The sequence below is a fragment of the Polyangium sorediatum genome, assembly GCF_029946465.1.
Classification (GTDB): domain Bacteria; phylum Myxococcota_A; class Polyangia; order Polyangiales; family Polyangiaceae; genus Polyangium; species Polyangium fumosum.
The window spans coordinates 1-20,676 of the sequence record NZ_JARZHI010000103.1 but is presented as its reverse complement, the minus strand read 5'-3'; the positions used below and the strand labels follow the sequence as shown (position 1 = coordinate 20,676).

Sequence of the window (20,676 nt, the reverse complement as noted above, 5' to 3'; positions counted from 1 at the left end):
CCGCGCAGTTCATCGAACAGCCAGGTTCAAGACCAGCGACGACCCTGCCAACCAAGACGGCAGCGTTGCAGGTTCAACTGGCAACGTGCCCGCCGCATGCTTGAGACGCACGTCCACGGTCTTGCCACGGGCCCGTTGGAAGAACTGCGCATCGCGCAGTTCTTCCACCCTCGGTCCAGGCCGTGCCTGGTCCGGGGTGAAGGGGGCGGACAGCCCCCTTCCGGGGTGCGGGGCAGAGCCCCGCGCTCTCAAAGCTTGAAGTTCAGCGCCTTTGGCCGCGTCAGGTGCAGAAAGCCGAGCGCGGACAGACTCGAGCCCTTGCCGCTGTCCTTCACGCCGGTCCAGGGCAGGGCTGGGTCGAGCGTGTCGCACTGGTTCATGTAGACGGTGCCGACGTCGAGCTGCTTCGCGAGGTGCTCGGCGCGTGCTCGGTCCCTTGTCCAGATGCTCGCTGTCAGGCCGAGGTCGCTGTCGTTCGCCAGCGCCACGGCCTCCTCGTCCGAGTCCACGGGCGTGATGGGCAGCACGGGGCCAAACGTCTCGATTCGCATCACGTCCATGCATGGGTCGACGTTCACGAGCAGGGTTGGCTCGAAGAACCGCCCGCGCCCGTCGACCTGCGTTCGTTTGCCTCCCAAGAGAACCCGCGCGCCTGCGGCGACTGCGCGATCGATTTGCCCCTGGATGAATGCAGGGTGATGCGGCTGCGCGATGGGGCCCATGTTCGTCTCGGCGACTGTGGGATCGCCGAGACGGTAGGTCTTCATGAGCGCGAGACACCCTTCGACGAACTTGTCGTAGAGACTCCGGTGCACGTACGCGCGCTCGACGGCGCAGCAGCTCTGGCCTGCGTTGTAACAGGCGCCGTCGACGATGTTCTCGATCGCCTTGTCGAGATCGGCGTCTGCTGCCACGTACGCCGCGTCCTTGCCGCCGAGCTCGAGACCCACGTCCACGAAGCGCGCGGCTGCGGCCGCTGCGTACACCTTGTGCCCGCCTGCGACCGAGCCCGTGAACGCCACGTGGTCCACGCGTGGATCGGCCACGATGCGCCCTGCCATCTCGTGATCGCAGTGCAGCGCCTGGACGAGCCCGGCCGGCGCCCCCGCGTCACGCAGCGCGTCGGCAAAGTGCTCTCCGCAGAGCGGCGACCGCGGCGAGTGTTTCAGGACCACCGCGTTCCCCGCGAGCACGGCCGGGATCACCACGTTCACCGCCGTGAGCAGCGGATAGTTCCATGCGGGCAGGTTGAACACGACTCCCAGCGGCGCCCGCGTGATCCGCCGCTCGAAGCCCTCCTGGGGCGGCAAGACCGTGTCTGCGAGGGAGGCCTCGGCGATGCTCGCCATGTACCGGGCTCGCTTGGCCATCCCGCCCACCTCGCCACGCGCTTGACGCAGGGGCTTGCCCATCATGGCCGTGATGTCGGCTGCGATCGCTTCGGCCCGCTCTTCCATCCGCGCGATGGCCGCGAGGCAGAGGGCCACCCGGTCCTTCACGGGCGCCCCGGCGAACGCCCGGGCGGCGGCGCGGGCGGCCTCCAGGGCCTGGTCCACCTCACCGGCTTCGGCGAGCGGGCGCCTGACGGCCACGTCGAGGGTGTAGGGATTGTCGACGACCAGCTCCAGCATGGGGAGCAAGCTTAGGACCTGTTCGTCGGCCAGGAAATGTACGTACAATACCCGGCGGATGCGAGCAGTCGCAGCAGGCCTCTCCGACGTGGGCAGACAGCGGCACCACAACGAGGATCGCTTCATCCTTCTGCCGGAGTTCAACGTGTTCGTCGTGGCCGACGGCATGGGTGGACATCAGTCCGGCGAGGTGGCGAGCCGGATGGCCGCGAGCTCCATCGCCAAGTACTTCCGCAACGAGTGCAAGCCCGACGTAACCGTCGGCCAGCGCCTGCGCGCTGCCGTGCTCGAAGCGAACGCGCGGATCTTTGCTCGCGCAGATGACTCGCGCTTGCACCGCGGCATGGGCACGACCGTCGTCGCGGGCGCGTACGCGCCGGACGATCGCACCTTCTTCGTCGCGCACGCGGGCGACAGCCGTTGCTACCGCCTGCGCGGCGACGAGCTCAAGCAGCTCACGCGCGACCACTCGCTCATCTCGGACGCGCTGCTCGAGCGGCCCGATCTCACCGAGCTCGATCTCAAGTACCTGCCGAAGAACGTCATCACGCGCGCGCTCGGCATCAGCCCCACGGTCGACGTCGACCTGCGCGCCGAACGCGTCGAGCCGCACGACGTCTTCGTCCTCTGCTCGGACGGCTTGCACGGGCTCGTGTCCGACGAGGAGATCGCGATCATCGTGCGCGAGAGCGGCATCCTCACCGAGGCGTGCACGCGCCTCATCGACACCGCGAACGCGAACGGCGGACGCGACAACATCACGGTCGTGCTGGTCCGCATCGAACCCGACGATCCGCCTTGGGCCGGCCGCCGCGCGAACTACACGCGCGCCTGAGGATCAAGGCCTCCGGCCGATCGTCCCGGCCCGGAAGTACCAGGCGAGCGCGAGCACGGCGATCACCAGCAAGACCACCCAGAACCACGGCGATCGGGTCGTGGGCGCGGCCGTCTCTTCCACCATCTGCGCCGCGAAGAGGTTCGCGGCGGCGAGGATCGCGGTCGGTGCGTTCATCTTCCCCTCCCGCCGCTCACGTTGGGCCAGCGGGCGAGGCGTCAATCTTCACGCTGCGGTCACGTTATCGATCACTCGATCGGGGCCGCGAAGGCGTGGCGGCCTCGGCGTAGGTCGCGCCGCTGCGGCCATCGGGGCTCACCCGCGCGTACGCCCGCCTTGCCGAGGCGAGCGCCTCCCGCACCCGCGCGCGGAAGGCTGGATCGGCCTCCATGCGCTCCTGCCAGACGCGCTCGATCCGCACGAGGCAGACGCGCGCGAGGCCGAGCTCCGCCAGCACCACGTCGGCGTCGCTGTGCTCCACCGAGAACATCAGCCGCGCGTAGTCGGCGATCTCCAGCGCGCCTCGCTCGATCTCGAGCTGCTGCACGTACGCCCGATCGTAGGCGAGCCGCAGCTCGCTCCGCCCTTGCTCGGTCTCGGCACGGATCGCGCTGACCCACGTCCGCTCGGTCGACACCCAGCGCGGATCGGACAAACCCATCTCCGACAGGATGCGCGCGCGATCCTCGGGGCGACGATCGATACGCGCGGCCACGCACGCGCAGAGCTCGAGCGGCAGGTCCGCGGCCATCAGCAGCGGCGCGGCCATGCTCGACGTCGAGGGCCTGCGACCGGCGCCCGACGGACGCGGGGTCTCGACCGACACGACCGAAGGCTTCGGCGACGGCGTGGCGGGCGCGGAGGGCAGGGCGGGGCCCGACGACACCACGGCCGCCGCCGTGAAGAACGCTGCGTTCTCCGCCGGCGACATGGGCGACGCGGCCGTCGTCGAGGCAGCCCCCGCGGCGGGCATGTAACCCGTCGGCTCGGACCACGACAAAAGCGCTGGAGCGCGCTGCGTCGTGGGCGGGGCGTCGAGCAGACGCGCGCTCGCGGCGACGGCCCCGCCGGGCAAGGTGGGAGGCGGCGCGAGCGTCCCTGTCTTGCGCGTGCTCGGCACCAGCGTCGGCGGCGCGATCGACTCGCGCTCGGTGATCACGCCGAAGCTCTCCGCCGGCGGCGGGCTCGTCGTGCCCGTGCGCGCGGTCGCGGGTGCGCGGTCGGCCGGATCTTCTTCCTCTTCGCCTCGGGGTTGCTCGCCCTGCGGCACGCTCGTCGACGTGGGCGGGGGCGGCAACCGCATCGCGGCTGCGTCGCCGGGCCAAACATCCGCCTCCCATGAGACTGAGGCCTCGACCTGCGCGGGCCTCTCGTCCTCGACCTCCGCGCGGGCTGCGCGCTCGACGAGCTGGCTCGGCCCGGGGAAGGCCGCGTCCACGACGAACCTCGACGACGCGCGATCCTCGATGAGGCGCTCGCCCGACGGCGGGATCGGCACCGAGCTGTCGCGCGGCCGCGCGGGCAGGCTCCCGCCGATCGCGAGCGGCTCGACGGGCAGCGGGGCTGGCTCCTCCGGCGCGTGCTGCGCGGGGGCCGACGGCAGAAGCGTGTACCCTTCGTCCTCCGCGATTTCGCCTTCGAAGGGGCGCGGGAGGATGGGCCGCGGGCTCGAATCCTCGGGCGCGACGGGGGGCGACTCCACGTCTTCGAGGCTCACGGTCATCTCGGGGCTCTCGGAGGCCACGATGATCCGGCCGAGCGCGTGCTCGTCGGGCTCGGGCACCGACGTCGATCCGCGCCAGGAAAGCACGGCCACGAGGCGCACGCCGTCGATCCAGATCGTGTCGAGCCGCACGTCGATTTCGAAAGGCCGCACCGAACCGCGATGCGCGTAAAACACGCGCGGGCGGATGTTCGGCAGACGCGACTCGAAGCGCGGGGCCTTGCGGGTCAGGTGTTCGAGCAAGATGCTCGGCGCGGGCTCGAGCTCGTCGATCTGCTGCTCGCTCGGCGCGCAGTTGAAGAGCGAGAAGGGGAGCGACGCGGGGGCCGTGGCGTGCTCGGAGCGGATGCGGCGCGCGAACGTGACGGCCTCGTCCGGGGCGCCGCGGTGCTCGGCGCGCCAGCGGATCGGCAGCGGGCCGAAGCCCGGCGTCGCGTTCGGCGGGCACGTCTCGCTCGTCTCGATGCGCGGCAAGGGCCAGCCTGCGCTTCCGCCGCCCGAGGGGATGCCGCTCATGTTCTCGCCTTGCATCACGGCGAGCTCGTACCGGAGCGGGATCGCGGAGAAGCGCTCCGGTGCGCTCGGCCGCAGGCTGCCCGTATGACCCGGCATCCAGATGCGCGGCCCGCAGACGCGCAGCGACTTCTCGAAATGCCCCACGCGGAGGCGCGGCGTGAGCACCTCGGCCGGCATGCCGCCGGGGGCGAACGCGCGGCCCGAGAACGCGACGTCGATCTTCGGCTTGTACGGGACGAAGTCACTCGGCGCGAAGAGCGCCGCTTGCGGGTTGTGATCCCAGGAGATATCGCCGTGGGCCGTGTCCTGCCTCGGCGCGAGGAGCGCCGTCTCGCCGTGGACCAGCGTGAACGTCGCCTTCACCCCGATCGTGAGGCGATAGCCGCCGGGGCGCTCTTCCCACACCACGGTGGCGACGCTGAATGGGCAGAGTCGGACGATCTCCAATGCGGGGAGGGTAGCTTAACGCGAGCAGGTTGGGAAAGATTTCCTCGGGGGATCCCCGGATCTTTCGAGCCTTGGGCTCTTCCGCTCGATCGAGTGTGACAATTGTCACAAATTCGCGAAGAGTAGGGATTTGCCCGATCCAGCGTAGACGCGCGCGAGCTGACGCTGCGGTGCGTCGGTGCGAATGCGGCCGCGACCGACCGCCTCCACGTCTGCGACAATCCATTGGCGGACGACCGGTCCGTCCCTGGTGGCCGGACCCCTCCGTTTCTCTCGTCCCCCTCGGGCGCGCCCGTCGGTCGAGATCCGTTCCGGCGGGAGGGAGCCCCCAGGGGGATCGCCGCGCGTCCCGCCGCCGTCCCATTGCGAGCGCGTGCGGGGCGACGCACCGCGCGCCGCCCATTGAATGATTTCCACGGCGACCGCGTATTTCGTTTTGATGGTGGGGCGCCTGCTGGTCATCCGAGTGACCAGAAAATGGCATGTCCGCGAAAGAAAAAGAGCGCGTATGCCGGAGCCGGGGCGATAGTCTGACGCCCCTGACGAAAGGAGACATTCATGCTCAAAAATAGCCTCGTCGCGCTGGTGCTCGCTTCCTTCACCACCGTTCTGCTTGCATGTTCCGCGGCAGAGGTGGGGGAGCCATGCGAGACCGAGGGAGCGGCGGACGAATGTGTCGACGACGCGATCTGCGGAAAGCCGACCGATACGGCCACGGAGCCGCAGTGCCTCAAGGTCTGCACGCAGGATTCGGAGTGCGGCGCGAGCGAGTCCTGCAACGGCGTGACGGGCACCAGCACGAAGGCCTGCCGCGTCAAGTGATCGCCTGCGCCGCGGCCCTCGCCGCGCTCCTCGCCGCCGTGCCCGTACGCGCCGCAGCAGAGGAGGGCGGAGGCGCCGCGGCGCGCACCCTCGAGGGCCACAGGTTCCAGCCGCCCGTGCTGCTCGAAGGCCCCTTCACGACCACCCACGTCGGAATCGACACCTCGATGGGCCGCCGCATCCAGGACGGCGCCGGCGCCCCGCCCGCAGCCCTGATGGGCTTGCCGCTCCCCACCCACGACGGCCAGAAGTTTTTCCTGTTCGAGGAGCGGCTCGCCGTGGGAATCGCGCCCGTGCGCGGCGCGGAAATCGGGGCGCGCGCGGCCTTTCAAATGGACGTCGGCGGCAACGCGGCGACGACCTATCTTCATGGAATCCGCACGGGTTACGAGGTCCGCCCGCACCTCGGCTTCGAGGTCCTGCACAGCGAGGTGCTCGGCCTCTCGGTCGGCCTGCGGGCGGGCCTCGTCCTCGCCGGCGGGGTGCGCGCGCGGCCGTCCGGGCTCGTGGACGCCATGATGCGCGAGGCGGACGCGGTGATGCGGGAGCCGGCGCGATTCATTTGCCTCCGCGCCGGGGATCTCGGCTGCGCGTTCAAGACCTTCGACGGGGCGGGGGCGCTGCACGTGGACGAGCGGAGCTTCGGCGTCCACGCGCTCGCGAGCGCGGCGAAGTCGTTCGGACAGCACGTGGGCATTCAAGCCTCGTTCGGGGGCGAGGCGCTCGATACACGCCTGCGCGGCGGCCCGAACCTCGATTCCCGCACGGCGCCGCGCGCGTATGCGGCGTCCGTCGCGGCCTCGGTCGACCTCGCGCCCCTCGCGCCCGTGGGGGCGATGCTCGAAGCGGGGATCGAGCGCGGCGAAAACCGTGGCCTCGATCGTCGCAATGCGGAGATCCTCGGCGCCGCGCCCATGGCCTACACGACCGAGCGCGTCGCGGCGGGCGTGTATTACACGGGGCGCGACGCGCTCACGCTGGGGTTCATCGGGACGTACGGCTTCACGCAGGCGAGGCGCGCCGCCGGGGACACGGCCTCGCCCGGCCCCCCCACGCGTGCCCTCGGCGGCCGCCTGGCCTTCCGCTATTTCTTCTGATCAGGAGAGCACGCCCGCGGCGGCCCGATCGAGCAGCGCGTCGATGCCGTCGAAGAGATCCTGGTTCCCGTTCTGCGCATACGCCGCGAGCTTCTCCGCGCATTCAGGGACGACCTTCACGAAATCGAGGATCGTGGCCGGATCGGCGAGCGAATTTGCCGATCGGCCAAACCCTTCGCGCTCCAAGTATCGCGCGTTCAGGACCTGCTCGAACTGGTGGCGAATGGGGACGGCGAGCATGGGTTTGTGCAGGTACACGGCCTCGCCCATGAGCGTGAACCCGCCGCCTGCGATGACGGCGCGGGCCGAGGCGAGATCGTCGATGAACCCGTCCTCGCTGAAGGGCCGATACCGCAGGTTGCCCTCGACCTGCTCCTCCTGGATGCCGCGGCGCATGCCATAAATGCGGCATTCGAGCCCGGTCTTTTGCAGCGTATCGGCGAGCGCGTCGTTCCCTTCGGCGGTCTGGTAGACGAGCAGGTGCTCGCCCGCGCGCCGGTTCGCGCGGAGGATCTCGGGGCGCAGGATGGGCGGGTAGAGCGTCGTGCGGGGCTTGCGGATCGGGGGGCGGAAGAAGCTCGTGACGAGGTAATGGTCGCAGAACGGGAGTTTTCCTTTGATGAACAGGCGCGTCACGGTAAAGTCCGCCTCGTCTCCGCGGATGATGTCGGGCCCGTGCGTGCACCGGTTGATGATCTGCATGTTGTCGATGGACAGGATGGGCAGCCCATGCGTCTTCGCGAACAGGTAGGTCCACGACTCGAAATCGCTGATCACGACCTCGGGCCGGAACGCCTGGATGAGCTCGAAGTAGGCCGCGATGTTCTTGGGCAACCCCGCCGCGCCCTGCGTGACGTTCGAGAACAACGTCTTGCCCCGACGAACGCGGTTTTCCTCGTAGATCATGTGGAAGCCGTGAATCTTGTTCACGCCTTCGAAGCGCTTCGTGAGGAACTCGGCGGCCCGCCCCGAGGCCATGATCTCGATCTCGTGCCCCTGGCCGACCAGGTGCTCGAGCACCACGCGCGACCGCATCGCGTGCCCCATGCCCTCGCCAACCACCCCGTAGAGGATCTTCATGGCCGTCGAGTTTATCGATCCACACCACGAGGGTCGAGGGGGCGGAGACGATGACGACCCCGCGACGCCTTCGCATCTGGTGCGAGATGGTGACGCACGCCGAGATCACCTCGCCCGCCGTGCTCGCCGCGCTCGCCCAGCGGAAGATCGGCCTCATCGTCGCGGCGCAGCCGGGCCCGCGCGCCGATCTCGTGCGCCTCGCCCAGGCCGCGCGGGACGCGGGTCTCTCCTTCGCCGTCTGGCCGATGCTCGCGGACGCGGCCGGGCGCTGGGCGAGCGTGGACAACGCGGCGACGTTCGCCTCCTACGTCCACGCGCTCGTCGGCGAGCTCGACGCCGCAGGCGCCCTGCCTGACGAGATCGCCCTCGATCTCGAACCGCCGATCGACAGGCTCCGCCGCATGCTCGGGCTCGATCCGCCGGCGAGGAGCGCGCCCCCTCCGGACGACGGCGCGGCGATCCTCGGCGCCCTCGTGCGGGATCTGCGCGCCCGTGTCCCGACCCCGATCCGCGTCTCGGCCGCGGTGATCCCGCTCGTTCTGTTGGACGACGAAAGGTCGGGGCTCGAACGATGGCTCGGCACGCCCGTCGGCTCCATCGCCTGGGATCACGCGAGCGTGATGGTCTACACCACGCTCATCGAAGGGTATTCGCGTGGCCTTTTGACCCGCAACGATGTGCGTCCCCTGCTCGCGTCCGCGTGCCTGCGCACCGCCGCGCGCTTTGGGGCGCGGGCGGGCGTGTCGCTCGGGGCGGTGGGGAAGGGGGCGCTCGGCGACGAGGCGACGTACCGCTCGGCCGCGGAGCTCGCCGACGACGTCGCCATCGCGCGCGCGGCGGGCCTCGAAGACCTCACGCTCTTCGACCTCGGCGGCGTGCTTCGGCGGCCGCCCTGGGAGGCGTGGCTCGACGCGTTCGCCTTCACCGCCCCCGCGCCGCGCCTGCCCGAAGCGACGTGGAAGAGCCGCGCGACGGAAAAGCTCGGCCGCGGCGCGTCCCGCTGGCTCGGCGCGTTCGGTTCCTTGCGCCGAACGCGCGGGTGAGGGCACGATCCCGCGTCCCGATGTCGAAGCCCAGGATCGTACAAGCCGGTAGCCCCGTCCTCCGCGCCGCCGCCGCGCCCGTCGCGAGGGATCAGATCACGAGCCGCGACACCCGCCTGCTCGTGAAAAAGATGGTCGAGACGATGCGCCAGGCGCCCGGCGTGGGCCTCGCCGCCCCGCAGATCGGCGTGAGCCTGCAGGTGATCGTGCTCGAGGACGATACCACCCGCATGGCGCGCCTCACGAAAGAGCAACGCGAAGAACGCGGCCGCGCCCCGTTCCCGCTGACCGTCGTCTTCAATCCCGAGCTGCGCGTGATCGGCGAGGAAAAAGCGACTTACTTCGAGGGATGTCTGTCCGTCGCGGGGTACATGGCGCTCGTCGAGCGGCATTTCGCGGTGGAGGTGACGGGCCTCGACGAGAAAGGCGATCCGCTCCGCTGGGAGGCGAGGGGCTGGCCCGCACGCATCCTGCAGCACGAGGTGGATCACCTGCGCGGCATGCTCTACGTGGATCGCATGATCACGCGGACGCTCTCGTGCAACGACGAGATGGGCGCGCGCTGGCTCGAAGCGCCCGTCGCGGAGGTGAAGAAGGTGTTCGGGGTGGAGTCGTAAGGAGGGGAGGGCGCGCGCCGCGCAGGGTTTGCCGCGCGGCGCACCTCGCCTACCGCTCGATCACTTGTAGCTCGTCTTCAGCGTGATCCCCGACGACGCCACGTAGCCGTAGAGCTTGATGTAGTACGTGCCGCTCGGGGCAGCGATCTCGCAGACCTCGTTGTTGCCCTCGAGATACGGACGGCAGGTGTAGAGCGTGAGCGTCGGCGCAGAGCCCTTGCGGACGTAGAGATCCGCGTCGCCCGAGCCGCCGGAGATCTCGACCTTCAGCGTCGTCGCGCCGGCCGGCGTCGCCTGCGTGTACGTCGTGCTCCACTTGCTCTTCCCAACTGAGATGCCGGCCACCTCGCCGATCGACGTGTACGTCCCGCCGCCGGTGCCGCCACCGCTGCTGCCGCCCACGCCCACGGCCGTCCAGGCATCGCCGATCGTCGTGGCTGCGGCCGCGCCGTACAGGGCGGTCGCGGCGTCGATCGTGCAAGTGCGCGCGGCCGCGAAGTTCGAGCTTGCGCCGAGGCAGTCCGTGTTGGCGCGGTAGAAGATCGCCGCGCCCTTCTGGATGCTCTCCACGGCGTTCGACGCGAGCGGGGTCACCACGTTGCTCGTCTTGCCGCGCGGGTGCGAGCCGCCGGCCACGGCGAGGTAGAACGCGAGGTTCGCGATGCCCGAGTTCCAGTGCACGCCGCCGTTGTCATCCGCGCCCGTGTAACGCGTCGGGTAGTAGTCGTAGTCGCCCGCGAGCGCCGGATCGTTCATGTAGCGGAGCGCGTCGCCCGCCGTGCCCGGCGTCCAGCACTCCTCACCGATCTTCCAGGTGTTGGCCGAGACGGCGCCGTCGCGGGCCGCCTCGACCGCAGCGCCGAAGATGTCGCTCATGGCCTCGTTCAGCGCGCCGGACTCGTAGCTGTACGTCAGGTTCGACTCGTACGACGTGACCGCGTGTGTGAGCTCGTGGGCCACGACGTCGAGCACCGTGAGCGCCGACGCATTGACGCCGTCGCCGTCGCCATAGACCATCCGCGTCCCGTCCCAGTACGCGTTCACGTAGCCCGTGCTGTAGTGCGCGTACGACTTGATGGTCGTGCCCGTGCCGGTGTAGCTGTCGCGGCCGAAGTTGTTGAAGTAGAAGTCGTACGTGCGGCCGGCGTTCTCGTGCGCCTGGGTCACGACGGCATCCCCGGAGCCCGTCGTGGTTGTCCCCGTCGTGGTCAGCTTCAGCGTCGCGTTGTTGAAGGACGTCCCGTTGTTCAGCGAGTACGTCTGGAGGCTCTTGCTCGTCTGGAGGTTGTCGTACTGATCGACGATCTCGCCCGTCTGCGCGTCGACGAAGACGACCGGCATCGTGGGCGAGCCGTCGTTCAGGGTGCCCTCGAGCTGCACGCGGTACGTGAGCGCTGCGCCGAGCATCGGGCGGGGCACGATCTGGAGATCCGTGCCGATCTCGCGCGAGACCACGCCGTCGACCGCGCCGTACGCGGCCTTGCGTGCGTCGATCTCGGCGAGGGTCGGCTTCGTCTCGACCTTGAGGTTCCGGTGCAAGTAGTCGCGCACCGTCTGGAGCTGGCCGCGCCGATCGAGGCGCACGATCGCCTCGCCGCCGAAGACCGGGACGCCATCGATCGACTGCACGAAGCGGTTCACCGACTCGCCCTGCTCGTCGATACGCACGCGCCTGACCGAGAGGTCCCCGACGCCCCGAACGATCTCGGGCCGCTCGGCTGCGATCCTCTGAAGAGCGAGGTCCGCGGCGACCTTCTCCGCCTGGGCATCATGGCCGACGTGGACGCTGTCGTTTTCATCCTGCGGAGCGGCCTGATTATCAACGTCCTGGCCATCGACGGCGCAGGCGGCGAGGAGGAACGTCAGGGGAGCGAGCGTGGCAAGGCGACGATGACGCATGGACTGACACCTCGAAATGGGAAAGGTCGTGGCGGGTGCATCCGGGGGCCCGGAGAATGCCGACCTTCCTTTTTTTCGCGATTGGTGTCAACGCCTGTCTTTGTCGGCGCCGAAAATTGTCCGTAATGGGTAAATTTTATCACCAATTCAATGCAACCGCGTTGCATCTACCGATCTTGCCGCACTCGTTCACCGGAACTGGAACGCCGGGATGCACTCTCGAATGACCAGGGGTGCACTAGGGAACGACCACCGTGTCATTCGTCAGGAGCGGCAAATTCTCGCGGAGATCCCCGCCTTTCACCACGGCCGTGAACGCGAACGGGATCCGCCGCTCGCCATGCGCGTCCTTGCGCACGATGACGATTTCGTTCGGCGCGGCAAACCGCGTGAATCCACCAGCGAGCGCGATCGCCTGCAGCACGGTCACTTGCCCCGTCGGCGTGAACTCGCCCGGCCGCGTCACCTCGCCCAGCACGTAAATGCGATAGCTGTGCAGCTCGGCGACCTCGACGGACACGACCAGCGGCTCCGTGTAGAACTGCTGGCCCTTTTCGGTAATCTCCTTGCCGATCTGCTCCACGGTCTTTCCACCACAAACGATATCGCCGACGAGCGGGAGCGTGATGAATCCGTCGGGGCGCACCGTGACCCTGCGGCTGAGCTGCTCGTTGTGCCAGACGCGCACCTCGAGCACGTCCCCGGGGCCCACGGTGTACGTCCGCATCACGCGTAGTTCCGTCGTGTAATCGTAGGTCGGACGCGCGCCGCCGCAGCTCGCCGAGGCCACGAGCCCTAGAAGCGCCAGGCATCCCCGCACGAATCGTCCCTTCACGCCCCGGGCGATTCTCTTCTTTTCGTGCACATCCATGGCATTCCTCCGACGAGCAGCGTCACCCGTGGCAAAGGGTGATCCCGAATGCTCGAAGCGCCGACCCCTGCTACGAAAGAGGCCACGCGCGCCGCGGGAAAGCCATCCGCGAAGGCGCGCCCTCGGGGGACATGGCTTCGATCATCGTGTGCGTGCTCTGCGCGCTCGTCGTCTTGAAACCCCAGGAGTTCGTGCCGGCCCTCGCCGGGCTGCCGCTCCTCTATATCGTGTTCGCGCTCTTCACCGTGGCCTTCGTCGTGGACGTCCTTCGCGGTCGCGCCCGGGTCGATCTCCCGCCGCACGCCCCCTTCGTCCTCGCGTTTTTCCTGTGGGGAGCGCTCGTCACGCTCGTGCGCAAGCCCGCGGTCCTGCAAAAGGAGGGGACCGAGCTCGCCATCGTGCTCTGCATCTTCGGCGTGATCTCGCTCGGCCTCGGCACGACGAAGGGCCTGCGGCGGTTTTGCTGGACGCTCCTCGTTTGCATGATTTTCGCCTCGACGGTCGCGCTCGTCCAGTCCCAGGGCCCCTTCGGCTGCATGATCGCCGAAAAAAGCGACTGGGAGGGCAAAGGCGAGCTCCAGTACGACGGGCGCGGCTGCGAGAACGCGCTCGATTGTCGAAAGGACGGCCTGCCGGACGTGAATTACCGTTGCGAGCGGGTCGGTCCGTTCGGCACGGCCACGATCGGCGGCCGCGTACGTTATCGCGGCACGCTCGCCGATCCGAACGAGCTCTCGCTCGCCGCCGTGATGGCCTTGCCCTTCGCGCTCGCGTTCGCCGAACGCAAACGATCGTCCCGCGATCCGAACCAGAAGCCGACCGCGGCGTCGCTCCGGCTCCCGATCCTGCTCACGGACGGATTGCTCGCCGGCGTCGCATCCATCTTCCGCGTCGTCCCAGCACTCGTCATCGCCTTTGCGTTCGCCGTGATGATCGTCCTTTCCCAATCACGCATGGGTGTCCTCGTCTTCCTCGTCGTGATGGGGCTCGCGTTCATCCGGCGCGCAGGCGTCTTCGGCGTCGTCATTGGCTGCATCGCGTTTCCGCCCGTGCTCCTGCTCGGCGGGCGGAGCGGGGCGGAGGCCGAGGCGTCCGCGGACGAGCGGCTCGATCTCGTGGCCGAGGCGCTCACGATGATCCGAAAGTCGAAGGGGATCGGCTTCGGCGTCGGCCAGTTCGCCGACGAATCGACGCGCGGGCTCACGGCGCACAACAGCTACCTGCTCGCGGCGGCGGAGACGGGGCTCATCGGGGCGTTCCTCTTTTCGCTCGTTCTCTACGGCGCCCTCAAGGTGCCCTTGAAGTTGTGGTTCGGCGCGTACGACGTGGACGCGGAGCTCCGCCGTATCGCGCCGGCGCTCGCGATCTCGCTCCTCGGCGCGTACGTCGGGATCTTCTTCCTTTCGTGGTCGTACAAGGAATTCCTTTACATGCTGCTCGGCGCCTCCGCGGCGCTCTACCAGGCCGCGCGCGCGGAGGATCCACGGTTCTCGGTGCACATCGATATGCGCGAAGCCGCGACCGTCTGCGCGGCGTGCCTCCTGCTCTTCCCGATCGTGTGGGTCGTGCTGCACATGATGGGCTGAATCGTATGTTCTCGACAAACCAAAGGAGCGAGGAGTCGCCGAGCATGGTCATTGCCGGAAGGCCCCTCGCGCCCGAGCGCGGAGGGAGCAGATGGTCCGCCTGAGCACCGAGAGCACACCACGCGAGCGACTCGCGCGGCTCGTCGTCCTCATGAAACGAACGCGCGGATATGCGCGGAGCACGATCGCCATCGCCGCGGCGCTCGTCCTCGCTTCGCTCTTGCTCGCGCTCTCCACGAAGCGCATTTACCGGAGCGAGACGACGGTCGTGTACCGCGAGGTCGTGCGCGCCGGCCGGGAAGGCGAGAGCGCGGCCCAGCGCGCGGCGCGGCTCGGCCCGCGATTGAAGGAGATCATCCTCTCGCGCGGCACGCTCTCGTCGATCATCCAGGAATTCGACCTTTATCCCGAGCTCGCGGAAAAATCGATGCTCGAGGCCGTGGCGGAGATGCAAAAAAACGTCTCCTTCCGCGCCCGCACCCAGGACACGTTCGCGCTCTCGTTCTCGCACCACGATCCGGCCACGGCGCAGTCGGTCACGAAGCGCCTCGCCGAGGTGATGATCGGGGACTACAGCAAAGACAACCTCACGACGGCCGCGCTGAACCACGACGTCTTGCGCCGCGAGCTCGACGAGGCCAATCGCGCGGTCGAGGACGCGAGCCGGGCGCTCGCGCGGTTCCTCGCCAAGCACCCGCAATTCACGTGGGGCATCAACGACTCGCCCTACGCCCCGACGGCGCCGCAGCCCGGCGCGGCGCCCCCGGCCCCGCAAGCGAACCCGGTGCATCGTTCGCCGCAGGCCAGCCGAGAAAAAGCGCCCGCGGACCCGATGCTCGCGCGGCTCCTGCACAGGCTCGCGCAGATCGACGCCGAGCTCGCCGGCCCGGGGAAGCCGGGCGCGCCGCCGCCGCCGCTGCCCGTGAACGTGAGCGACGCTCAAAAGCAAAGGGACGCGGCCGCGGCCGCGCTCGCCGCGGCGGAGACGGACCTCGCGACGAAATTGCAAAAGGTCACGCCCGTGCACCCGGACGCGATCTCCGCGCAATCGAAGGTGTCGCGGGCGCGGAGCGCGCTCGCCACCGCCGAAAAGACGCTCGATCTCTTGCGAACGGGCGGGGTCGCGCCGCCTCCCGTCGAGGGCGAAGGAATCGAGCCGGCCCGCCGCGCGGCGCTGGAGGAGGAGCGCCGCTCGATCGCCGCGCAGATCTCGGCCCGAAGGACGGCCGGGCCGCGCGGCAGGGCCGTGGTCACGAGCCCAGGCCCGAACACCGGGACGGCCCTGGGCACGGGCGCGGGAACGGCGACGGCCCCCGAGACGACCGATCCCGAAATCGTGGAGCTCGAGACCGAGTGGCACAAGCTGCGGCTCGATCTGGAGCGAGCGCGGGACCATTTCCGCAAGGTGCAGGACAAGGAGCGCGGCGCGAGCCTGAGCGCGTCGGCCGCCGAGGAGGAAGCCCAGGAGGCGCTCGTCGTGGTGGATCCGGCCTACCTGCCGGTGAAGCCGGATCGCGGGCGCGGCCGCGTGTTCTTCGCCGGATCGTTCGTCGCGTTGTTCCTCGCGCTCGGCTATGCAGGCGCGCGTGTCCTCTTGTGCGAGACGATCCTCGACGAGGGCGACGTCGAAGCGCTCGGCGAGCCGCCGCTGCTCGTGTCGGTGCCCCACATTCCCGAGCCGAAGACGAGCACCGCGCTCGTGACGCGGGAGGCGTCGGGGCCGCCGCCGCCGCCCTCGTCGCGAAGGCCCGCCGACGCAGGGCCGAAGAGCCGGCCGCCGGAAAGCGGATCCATTGAAATTCGATTCGAGGAGGCGGCAGCGCCGCTGACCGACGAGCCCGTCGTCATGCCGCTCGGCGCGCCGCCGTCCACCCCGGAGCCCGAGGACGAGCCGCTGCCGTCCAAGCGGATCCGCATGCAAACGCTGCCCTACGGCGCGACGCTCGCGGACTACCTCGCGAAGGCGAAGAGCGAACCGCCGCCGGCCGAGGAGCCGGCGGACGAGGAGCGACCGCCCGAGCCCATCGACGAAGACGCCGTGGACGAGCTGCCGCCGGAGAGCGAGCCGGCTGCGCTCTCGCTGCGGAATCCGAATGCGGGCGCGATGGCGATCGCGCCGGAGGTCGAGGTCGTGGGGATGCCCTTCGACCCCGAAAACGAAGGGGCGCTCGAACTCGTGCGAGGCGCGCCGCCCGCCGTGCTCGGCGCGCTCCGCGTGCTCCGGCACCGGCTGGAGCAGAAGCGAGACGAGAGCCCGCTCGTGGTGAGCGTGCTCTCCCCGGGGATCGGCGAGGGCAAGAGCGCGGTCGCGGCGCGGCTCGCGATGACCCTGGCCGAGGCCGAGCGGGCGCGGGTCGTGCTGGTCGAGGGCAACCTCGGCCGGCCGCGGCTCGCCTCGATGCTGCGCCTGCGCGTGCCCGAGGAGATGGGCTTCTCGGCGCAACTCCGGAGGCACATGAGCGGCCGATGGGAGCCCTGGAGCGTGCTCCGCATCGGCGCCTCGCTCTACGTGCTCGCCGAGCCGGCGACGGAGGCGGCGTTCCCGACGGCGCTGCATTCGACGTGGTTCGAGGGGGCCGTGCGCGCGCTGAAGGAGAGCTACGATTACGTGGTCATCGACGGCTGCGCGGTGCTCGGCTCCGGAGACGCGAACGTGCTCGAGGACGTGAGCGACGTCTGCATCCTGCTCGCCCGCGCGGGCATGACGAAGGGCAGCGAGCTCTCGCGCGCAGCAAAACAGCTCGGCGACCGGCGTATGTTCGGGGTCGTGCTGAACGACGTGCGCACGTGGAGCGGCGCGCCGAAGAGGAGGGCGAGCGCATGAAGGTGGAGGCCGCGCACAAAGCGGTGGCGGGGCGGATCGCGCCGTGGGCCGAGAAGCTCGCGCCGTGGATGGGGAGCTGGGCCGAGGCGCGGCTCGTCCGCGGCGTCGAGCGGCTCGTCTTCGGCGAGGTCGTGCGGCCGAAGCACGTGCTCGTGGCGATCTGCGATCACTTCGAGCCGCTCTGGACCGGCGACGCGAAATCGCCTGGCGCGGCGCCGCTCTCGCGCGGGCTCACCCGGGTCGCGGCGTGGCGGCGCGGATACCCCGCGCTCGCCGCGTCGCTGCGGGACGCGAATGGAAGGCCCCCGCGGCACACGTTTTTTTATCCGGGCGACCAGTACGATCCGGCGCTCGTCGAGCCCCTCGCCGAGCTCGTGGCGATGGGGCTCGGCGAGGTGGAGGTGCACCTGCACCACGACCGGGACACGCGGAGCACGCTGCGGGAGAAGTTCGAGGAGGCGCTCGTCTCGCTCGGCCGGCACGGCCTCGTGCCGCGGGTGCATGGCGCGGATCGATGGGCGTTCATCCACGGCAACTGGTGCCTGGCGAACTCGCGTGCCGACGGCGCACATTGCGGCGTGGACGACGAGCTCGACCTCCTGCACGAGCTCGGCTGTTATGCCGACTTCACGTTCCCGTCGGCGCCGGACCGGACGCAGCCGCGGATCGTGAACAGCATCTATTATCCGTCCGGCGACGTGAAGCGCCGCAAGGCGCACGAGCGAGGGAGGCCGGCGAGCGTGGGCGACGGACGCATGGAGCGGGTGCTCTGCATGCAGGGGCCGCTCGCGCTCTCCTTGCGGCAGGGCCCGGGGCTGCCGCTCCGGATCGACGCGGGCGCATTGACGGCGCGGGATCCGGCGACCCTGCCGCGGCTCGAGAGCTGGATCGACCAGGGCGTGTCGGTGCGAGGCAAGCCGGAATGGGTCTTCGTGAAGCTATCGACGCACGGCGCGCCCGAGCGCGAGGCCGAGAGCCTGCTCGGCGCCCCGCAGCGCCGTTTCCACGAAGCGCTCGCGTGGCTGGGAAAGCAGGGAGGTTTCCGGGTGCATTACGTGACGGCGCGGGAGATGTACAACATCGCCCGCGCTGCCATGGATGGCCGGCTCGGGGATCCGTTCGAGTTCCGTGATTACGAGGTTCCGCCGGCGGCGCGGGCCTGTCAGGCCTGAGCTCGCCGGCGGCCGTTTTGCTGGGGCTTCGCCCCAGGCCCCAGCAGGGGCTGTCCGCCCCTGCACCCGGACCAGCCAGGGGCTGGACCCAGGCTCGATGAACTGCGCATCGCGCAGTTCATCGAACAGGCCCGGTGAAGACCGGCAACGACGTTGCCCACCACGACAGACAGCCGCGTGGCGCGGTTCGGCTGGCAACCCGGGTTCTTCGTCGGCCTGTTTGAAAAACTGCGCACCGCGCAGTTTTTCAAACCTGGGTCCAGCGCCTCGCTGGTCCGGGGTCGAGGGGGCGGACAGCCCCCTCGCGGGGCCCGGGGCAGCGCCCCGGCGCGACGCTTCCCGACGAAACCCGCGCTCAAATATCGATCAGACCGGCCCGGACGGCGAGGCGGGTCAGGTCGGCGACGCTGTGGGTCGCGACCTTCGCGCAGAGGCGTGCGCGGTGGGTCTCGACGGTCTTCACGCTGATGGCGAGGTGCGCGGCGACCTCCTTCGCGCTGCTGCCCATCGCGAGCAGCCGCAGGACCTGACGCTCGCGCTCGGAGAGCGATGCGAGCACGTCGCCGCGGGCGGCGTCGCGCCGCTGGAGCGCGCGCACCATGGCTGCGCTCACGTCGGGCGAGACCGCGGTGCGGCCCTTGGCCACGGTGCGTATCGCGTCGATGAGCTCCTTCATGCGGCAGCGCTTCGACAGATACCCGTCCGCGCCCGCGCGCATCGCCTCGCCGACGCGGAACTCGTCCCGGAAGGTGGAGAGCACGAGCACGCGCGTCTCGCCGAACGACTTGAGCTGCCGAATGAGCTCGGTCCCGCAACGGTCCGCGAGCGACAGCTCGATCACGACGACGTCGAAGGGCTGCCGGTTCTTCTGCGAGAGCGCATCACGCGCGCTCTCCGCCTCCACGACGAGCGTGACATCGGGCTCGTCCCGCAGGGCCTTGGCCAGCGATTCCCGTACGACATTCTGATCATCGACCAGCAAGAGCTTCATGGTTTTCCCCCTCGCCCCACCATTACCGTGAGAACCCCCTCGAAACGAACCCGCTTTTGGGGTCGGGTTTGCCCCGTCAGGAGGGAAAAAACCCATCCGGACGTGACGAAACGCCCGGACGAACCACCGGGCAAACCCTCTTCCTGTACACATGCGCCGGCCGCACCTGTACACATGCGCCGGTTTCACCTGTACACATGCGCCGGACCACGCCCCCCGGCCGACATCGTCTTGCACCTCCGCGACCGCGCACGCCCCCGCGTCCGCTCCCGCTGCGGCCCGCGCCTCCGTTCCCCCTGACATCTTCCAGCGAGCTGCTACTCCAGGGAGCGAGCGCCCCATGCAGAGCGGCATCCGGCACATCGCGGAGGAGCTCCGCTCCGACTCCGCGTTCCTCCGTCGGCTGATGGTCAAGGTGGTGACGAGCGGCCCCGAAGCGCTGCTCCGCTACGGCCCGCTGCTCTTCGGCCCCGCCTTCGCCACCGGCCTGCACGAAAAACGCAAGAACGTGCGCAGGAACCTGCGCCGCATCCTCGGCCCACGCCCCCCCCTCGACGAGCTCGTCGACATCGCCGCCGTCTTCACGAACTACGCGAGCTGCATGACCGAAGCGATGCTGCTCGGGACCCCACGCGGCCGAGCCATGGGGCTGCTCTCGAACGCGATCGGCGTCGACAACTACGAGGCCTGCGCCGCCGTAGGGAAGGGCATCGTCATCGCCACAGCACACCTCGGCGGCTGGGAGGTGGCAGGCCCGATGCTGCACAAGGTGCGCGCAAAAAACGTGGTCGTCGTGATGGCCCGCGAGCGCGACGAGCGAGCCCGCGCGATGCAAGACGAGCTCCGCGAGCGCTCAGGCGTCAAGGTCGTGCACATCGGCGAGACGGCCTTCGACGCACTGCCGCTGCTCCGCCACCTGCAACAAGACGACGTCGTAGCGATGCAGATCGACCGCGCGCCGCCCGGAATGCGCACGCGCACAGTCACCCTCTGCGGCGCGCCCTTCCAGGTGCCCGAGGGCCCCCTGATGATCGCCGCCCTGAGCGGCGCCCCCCTCATGCCCGTCTTCACGCGCCGCCTCGGCTTCATGCACTACGAGGCCAAAGTCCACGCCCCGATCCACGTCCCCCGCCGGCCCACCCCAAACGACCTCGACGCAGCCGCACAGCGCCTGATGGACGATCTCGGCGCATTCCTCCGCGACAACCCCACGCAGTGGTTTCATTTCGTTTGAGGGCGTAGCGCCGGGGTTTCACCCCGGGCCCCGACCAGGGGTTGTCCACCCCTGGACCCGGACCAGGCACGGCCTGGACCGAAGGGGGAAGAACTGCGCGATGCGCAGTTCTTCCAACGGGCCGGCGGCAAGACCACGGACGTGCGTCTCAAGCATGCGGCGTGCACGTTGCCGGTTGAAACGTCAGCGCTGCGGCCTTGGCTGGCAGGCCCGTCGCCGGTCTTGACCCCGGCTGTTCGATGAACTGCGCATCGCGCAGTTCATCGACCCCGGGTCCAGCGCCTCGCT

General features: G+C 69.5%; 16 protein-coding genes. 9 read left to right on the top strand and 7 right to left on the bottom strand.

The genetic code is table 11. The features are described 5' to 3' along the window. Nucleotides 1-248: 248 nt before the first annotated feature. Nucleotides 249-1,631 (bottom strand): aldehyde dehydrogenase family protein, encoded by a 1,383-nt coding sequence (locus QHF89_RS46420; RefSeq protein WP_136970885.1) that lies wholly within the window; start codon nucleotides 1,629-1,631, stop codon nucleotides 249-251. A gap of 58 nt (nucleotides 1,632-1,689) precedes the next feature. On the opposite strand from QHF89_RS46420, the gene QHF89_RS46415 reads away from it, so the two are divergent. After that, complete coding sequence (locus QHF89_RS46415) at nucleotides 1,690-2,466, top strand: Stp1/IreP family PP2C-type Ser/Thr phosphatase (RefSeq protein ID WP_136970884.1); 777 nt, start codon at nucleotides 1,690-1,692, stop codon at nucleotides 2,464-2,466. Nucleotides 2,467-2,469: 3 nt separating this feature from the next. Here the strand turns inward: QHF89_RS46415 and QHF89_RS46410 are convergent, their stop codons facing one another. Beyond that, entirely contained in the window at nucleotides 2,470-2,643 is a 174-nt protein-coding gene (locus QHF89_RS46410) for a hypothetical protein (protein ID WP_284721851.1), read from the bottom strand. Between the two features lie 64 nt (nucleotides 2,644-2,707). Beyond that, nucleotides 2,708-5,152: a DUF2169 family type VI secretion system accessory protein gene (locus QHF89_RS46405; RefSeq protein WP_136970883.1), complete on the bottom strand. Its 2,445-nt coding sequence runs from the start codon at nucleotides 5,150-5,152 to the stop codon at nucleotides 2,708-2,710. Nucleotides 5,153-5,710: 558 nt separating this feature from the next. On the opposite strand from QHF89_RS46405, the gene QHF89_RS46400 reads away from it, so the two are divergent. Together QHF89_RS46400 and QHF89_RS46395 are read left to right on the top strand one after the other, a co-directional pair. After that, nucleotides 5,711-5,974 carry a hypothetical protein gene (locus QHF89_RS46400; protein ID WP_136970882.1) on the top strand — a complete coding sequence of 88 codons (264 nt, stop codon included), beginning with the start codon at nucleotides 5,711-5,713 and terminating at the stop codon, nucleotides 5,972-5,974. Next, nucleotides 5,971-7,071 (top strand): hypothetical protein, encoded by a 1,101-nt coding sequence (locus QHF89_RS46395; protein WP_136970881.1) that lies wholly within the window; start codon nucleotides 5,971-5,973, stop codon nucleotides 7,069-7,071. The genes QHF89_RS46400 and QHF89_RS46395 overlap by 4 nt, the downstream gene beginning before the upstream one ends. Here the strand turns inward: QHF89_RS46395 and QHF89_RS46390 are convergent, their stop codons facing one another. Continuing rightward, nucleotides 7,072-8,151 (bottom strand): glycosyltransferase family protein, encoded by a 1,080-nt coding sequence (locus tag QHF89_RS46390; protein ID WP_136970880.1) that lies wholly within the window; start codon nucleotides 8,149-8,151, stop codon nucleotides 7,072-7,074. A gap of 50 nt (nucleotides 8,152-8,201) precedes the next feature. Here QHF89_RS46390 and QHF89_RS46385 point away from each other — a divergent pair, with 50 nt between their 5' ends. Further along, nucleotides 8,202-9,194 carry a hypothetical protein gene (locus tag QHF89_RS46385; protein WP_284721850.1) on the top strand — a complete coding sequence of 331 codons (993 nt, stop codon included), beginning with the start codon at nucleotides 8,202-8,204 and terminating at the stop codon, nucleotides 9,192-9,194. A 20-nt stretch (nucleotides 9,195-9,214) separates the two neighbouring features. Next, a complete protein-coding gene (gene def / locus QHF89_RS46380; protein ID WP_136970879.1) occupies nucleotides 9,215-9,811 on the top strand; it encodes a peptide deformylase in 597 nt (198 codons plus the stop codon). A 60-nt stretch (nucleotides 9,812-9,871) separates the two neighbouring features. Here the strand turns inward: def and QHF89_RS46375 are convergent, their stop codons facing one another. Then, nucleotides 9,872-11,710 (bottom strand): M4 family metallopeptidase, encoded by a 1,839-nt coding sequence (locus QHF89_RS46375; protein ID WP_136970878.1) that lies wholly within the window; start codon nucleotides 11,708-11,710, stop codon nucleotides 9,872-9,874. A gap of 238 nt (nucleotides 11,711-11,948) precedes the next feature. After that, nucleotides 11,949-12,581, bottom strand: a complete 633-nt coding sequence (locus QHF89_RS46370; protein ID WP_136935653.1) for a polysaccharide biosynthesis/export family protein — start codon at nucleotides 12,579-12,581, stop codon at nucleotides 11,949-11,951. Between the two features lie 131 nt (nucleotides 12,582-12,712). Between QHF89_RS46370 and QHF89_RS46365 the strand changes: the two genes are divergently transcribed. The 3 genes from QHF89_RS46365 to QHF89_RS46355 all read left to right on the top strand — a co-directional run bounded on the left by QHF89_RS46365 (nucleotide 12,713) and on the right by QHF89_RS46355 (nucleotide 18,163). Then, nucleotides 12,713-14,167 carry an O-antigen ligase family protein gene (locus QHF89_RS46365; protein ID WP_136970877.1) on the top strand — a complete coding sequence of 485 codons (1,455 nt, stop codon included), beginning with the start codon at nucleotides 12,713-12,715 and terminating at the stop codon, nucleotides 14,165-14,167. A 91-nt stretch (nucleotides 14,168-14,258) separates the two neighbouring features. Next, on the top strand, nucleotides 14,259-16,991 hold the full coding sequence (locus QHF89_RS46360) for a hypothetical protein (protein ID WP_136970876.1): 2,733 nt from the start codon (nucleotides 14,259-14,261) through the stop codon (nucleotides 16,989-16,991). After that, a complete protein-coding gene (locus QHF89_RS46355; protein WP_284721849.1) occupies nucleotides 16,988-18,163 on the top strand; it encodes a hypothetical protein in 1,176 nt (391 codons plus the stop codon). Before QHF89_RS46360 ends, QHF89_RS46355 begins: the two co-directional genes overlap by 4 nt. 355 nt (nucleotides 18,164-18,518) lie before the next feature. On the opposite strand, the gene QHF89_RS46350 is transcribed toward QHF89_RS46355, so the two are convergent. Beyond that, nucleotides 18,519-19,154, bottom strand: coding sequence for a response regulator (locus tag QHF89_RS46350; RefSeq protein WP_136934646.1), 636 nt, complete (start codon nucleotides 19,152-19,154; stop codon nucleotides 18,519-18,521). A 340-nt stretch (nucleotides 19,155-19,494) separates the two neighbouring features. Here QHF89_RS46350 and QHF89_RS46345 point away from each other — a divergent pair, with 340 nt between their 5' ends. Continuing rightward, entirely contained in the window at nucleotides 19,495-20,388 is an 894-nt protein-coding gene (locus QHF89_RS46345) for a lysophospholipid acyltransferase family protein (RefSeq protein ID WP_232379977.1), read from the top strand. The last annotated feature ends 288 nt before the right edge of the window (nucleotides 20,389-20,676 follow it).

What these genes read in the sequence shown, in the direction of transcription:
- QHF89_RS46420 (WP_136970885.1), bottom strand. Translation starts at nt 1,631, where the DNA reads ATGCTGGAGCTGGTCGTCGACAATCCCTACACCCTCGACGTGGCCGTC.
- QHF89_RS46410 (WP_284721851.1), bottom strand. Translation starts at nt 2,643, where the DNA reads ATGAACGCACCGACCGCGATCCTCGCCGCCGCGAACCTCTTCGCGGCG.
- QHF89_RS46360 (WP_136970876.1), top strand. Translation starts at nt 14,259, where the DNA reads ATGGTCCGCCTGAGCACCGAGAGCACACCACGCGAGCGACTCGCGCGG.
- QHF89_RS46375 (WP_136970878.1), bottom strand. Translation starts at nt 11,710, where the DNA reads ATGCGTCATCGTCGCCTTGCCACGCTCGCTCCCCTGACGTTCCTCCTC.
- QHF89_RS46370 (WP_136935653.1), bottom strand. Translation starts at nt 12,581, where the DNA reads ATGGATGTGCACGAAAAGAAGAGAATCGCCCGGGGCGTGAAGGGACGA.
- QHF89_RS46350 (WP_136934646.1), bottom strand. Translation starts at nt 19,154, where the DNA reads ATGAAGCTCTTGCTGGTCGATGATCAGAATGTCGTACGGGAATCGCTG.
- QHF89_RS46390 (WP_136970880.1), bottom strand. Translation starts at nt 8,151, where the DNA reads ATGAAGATCCTCTACGGGGTGGTTGGCGAGGGCATGGGGCACGCGATG.
- QHF89_RS46415 (WP_136970884.1), top strand. Translation starts at nt 1,690, where the DNA reads ATGCGAGCAGTCGCAGCAGGCCTCTCCGACGTGGGCAGACAGCGGCAC.
- QHF89_RS46365 (WP_136970877.1), top strand. Translation starts at nt 12,713, where the DNA reads ATGGCTTCGATCATCGTGTGCGTGCTCTGCGCGCTCGTCGTCTTGAAA.
- QHF89_RS46385 (WP_284721850.1), top strand. Translation starts at nt 8,202, where the DNA reads ATGACGACCCCGCGACGCCTTCGCATCTGGTGCGAGATGGTGACGCAC.
- QHF89_RS46400 (WP_136970882.1), top strand. Translation starts at nt 5,711, where the DNA reads ATGCTCAAAAATAGCCTCGTCGCGCTGGTGCTCGCTTCCTTCACCACC.
- QHF89_RS46345 (WP_232379977.1), top strand. Translation starts at nt 19,495, where the DNA reads ATGCAGAGCGGCATCCGGCACATCGCGGAGGAGCTCCGCTCCGACTCC.
- def (WP_136970879.1), top strand. Translation starts at nt 9,215, where the DNA reads ATGTCGAAGCCCAGGATCGTACAAGCCGGTAGCCCCGTCCTCCGCGCC.
- QHF89_RS46355 (WP_284721849.1), top strand. Translation starts at nt 16,988, where the DNA reads ATGAAGGTGGAGGCCGCGCACAAAGCGGTGGCGGGGCGGATCGCGCCG.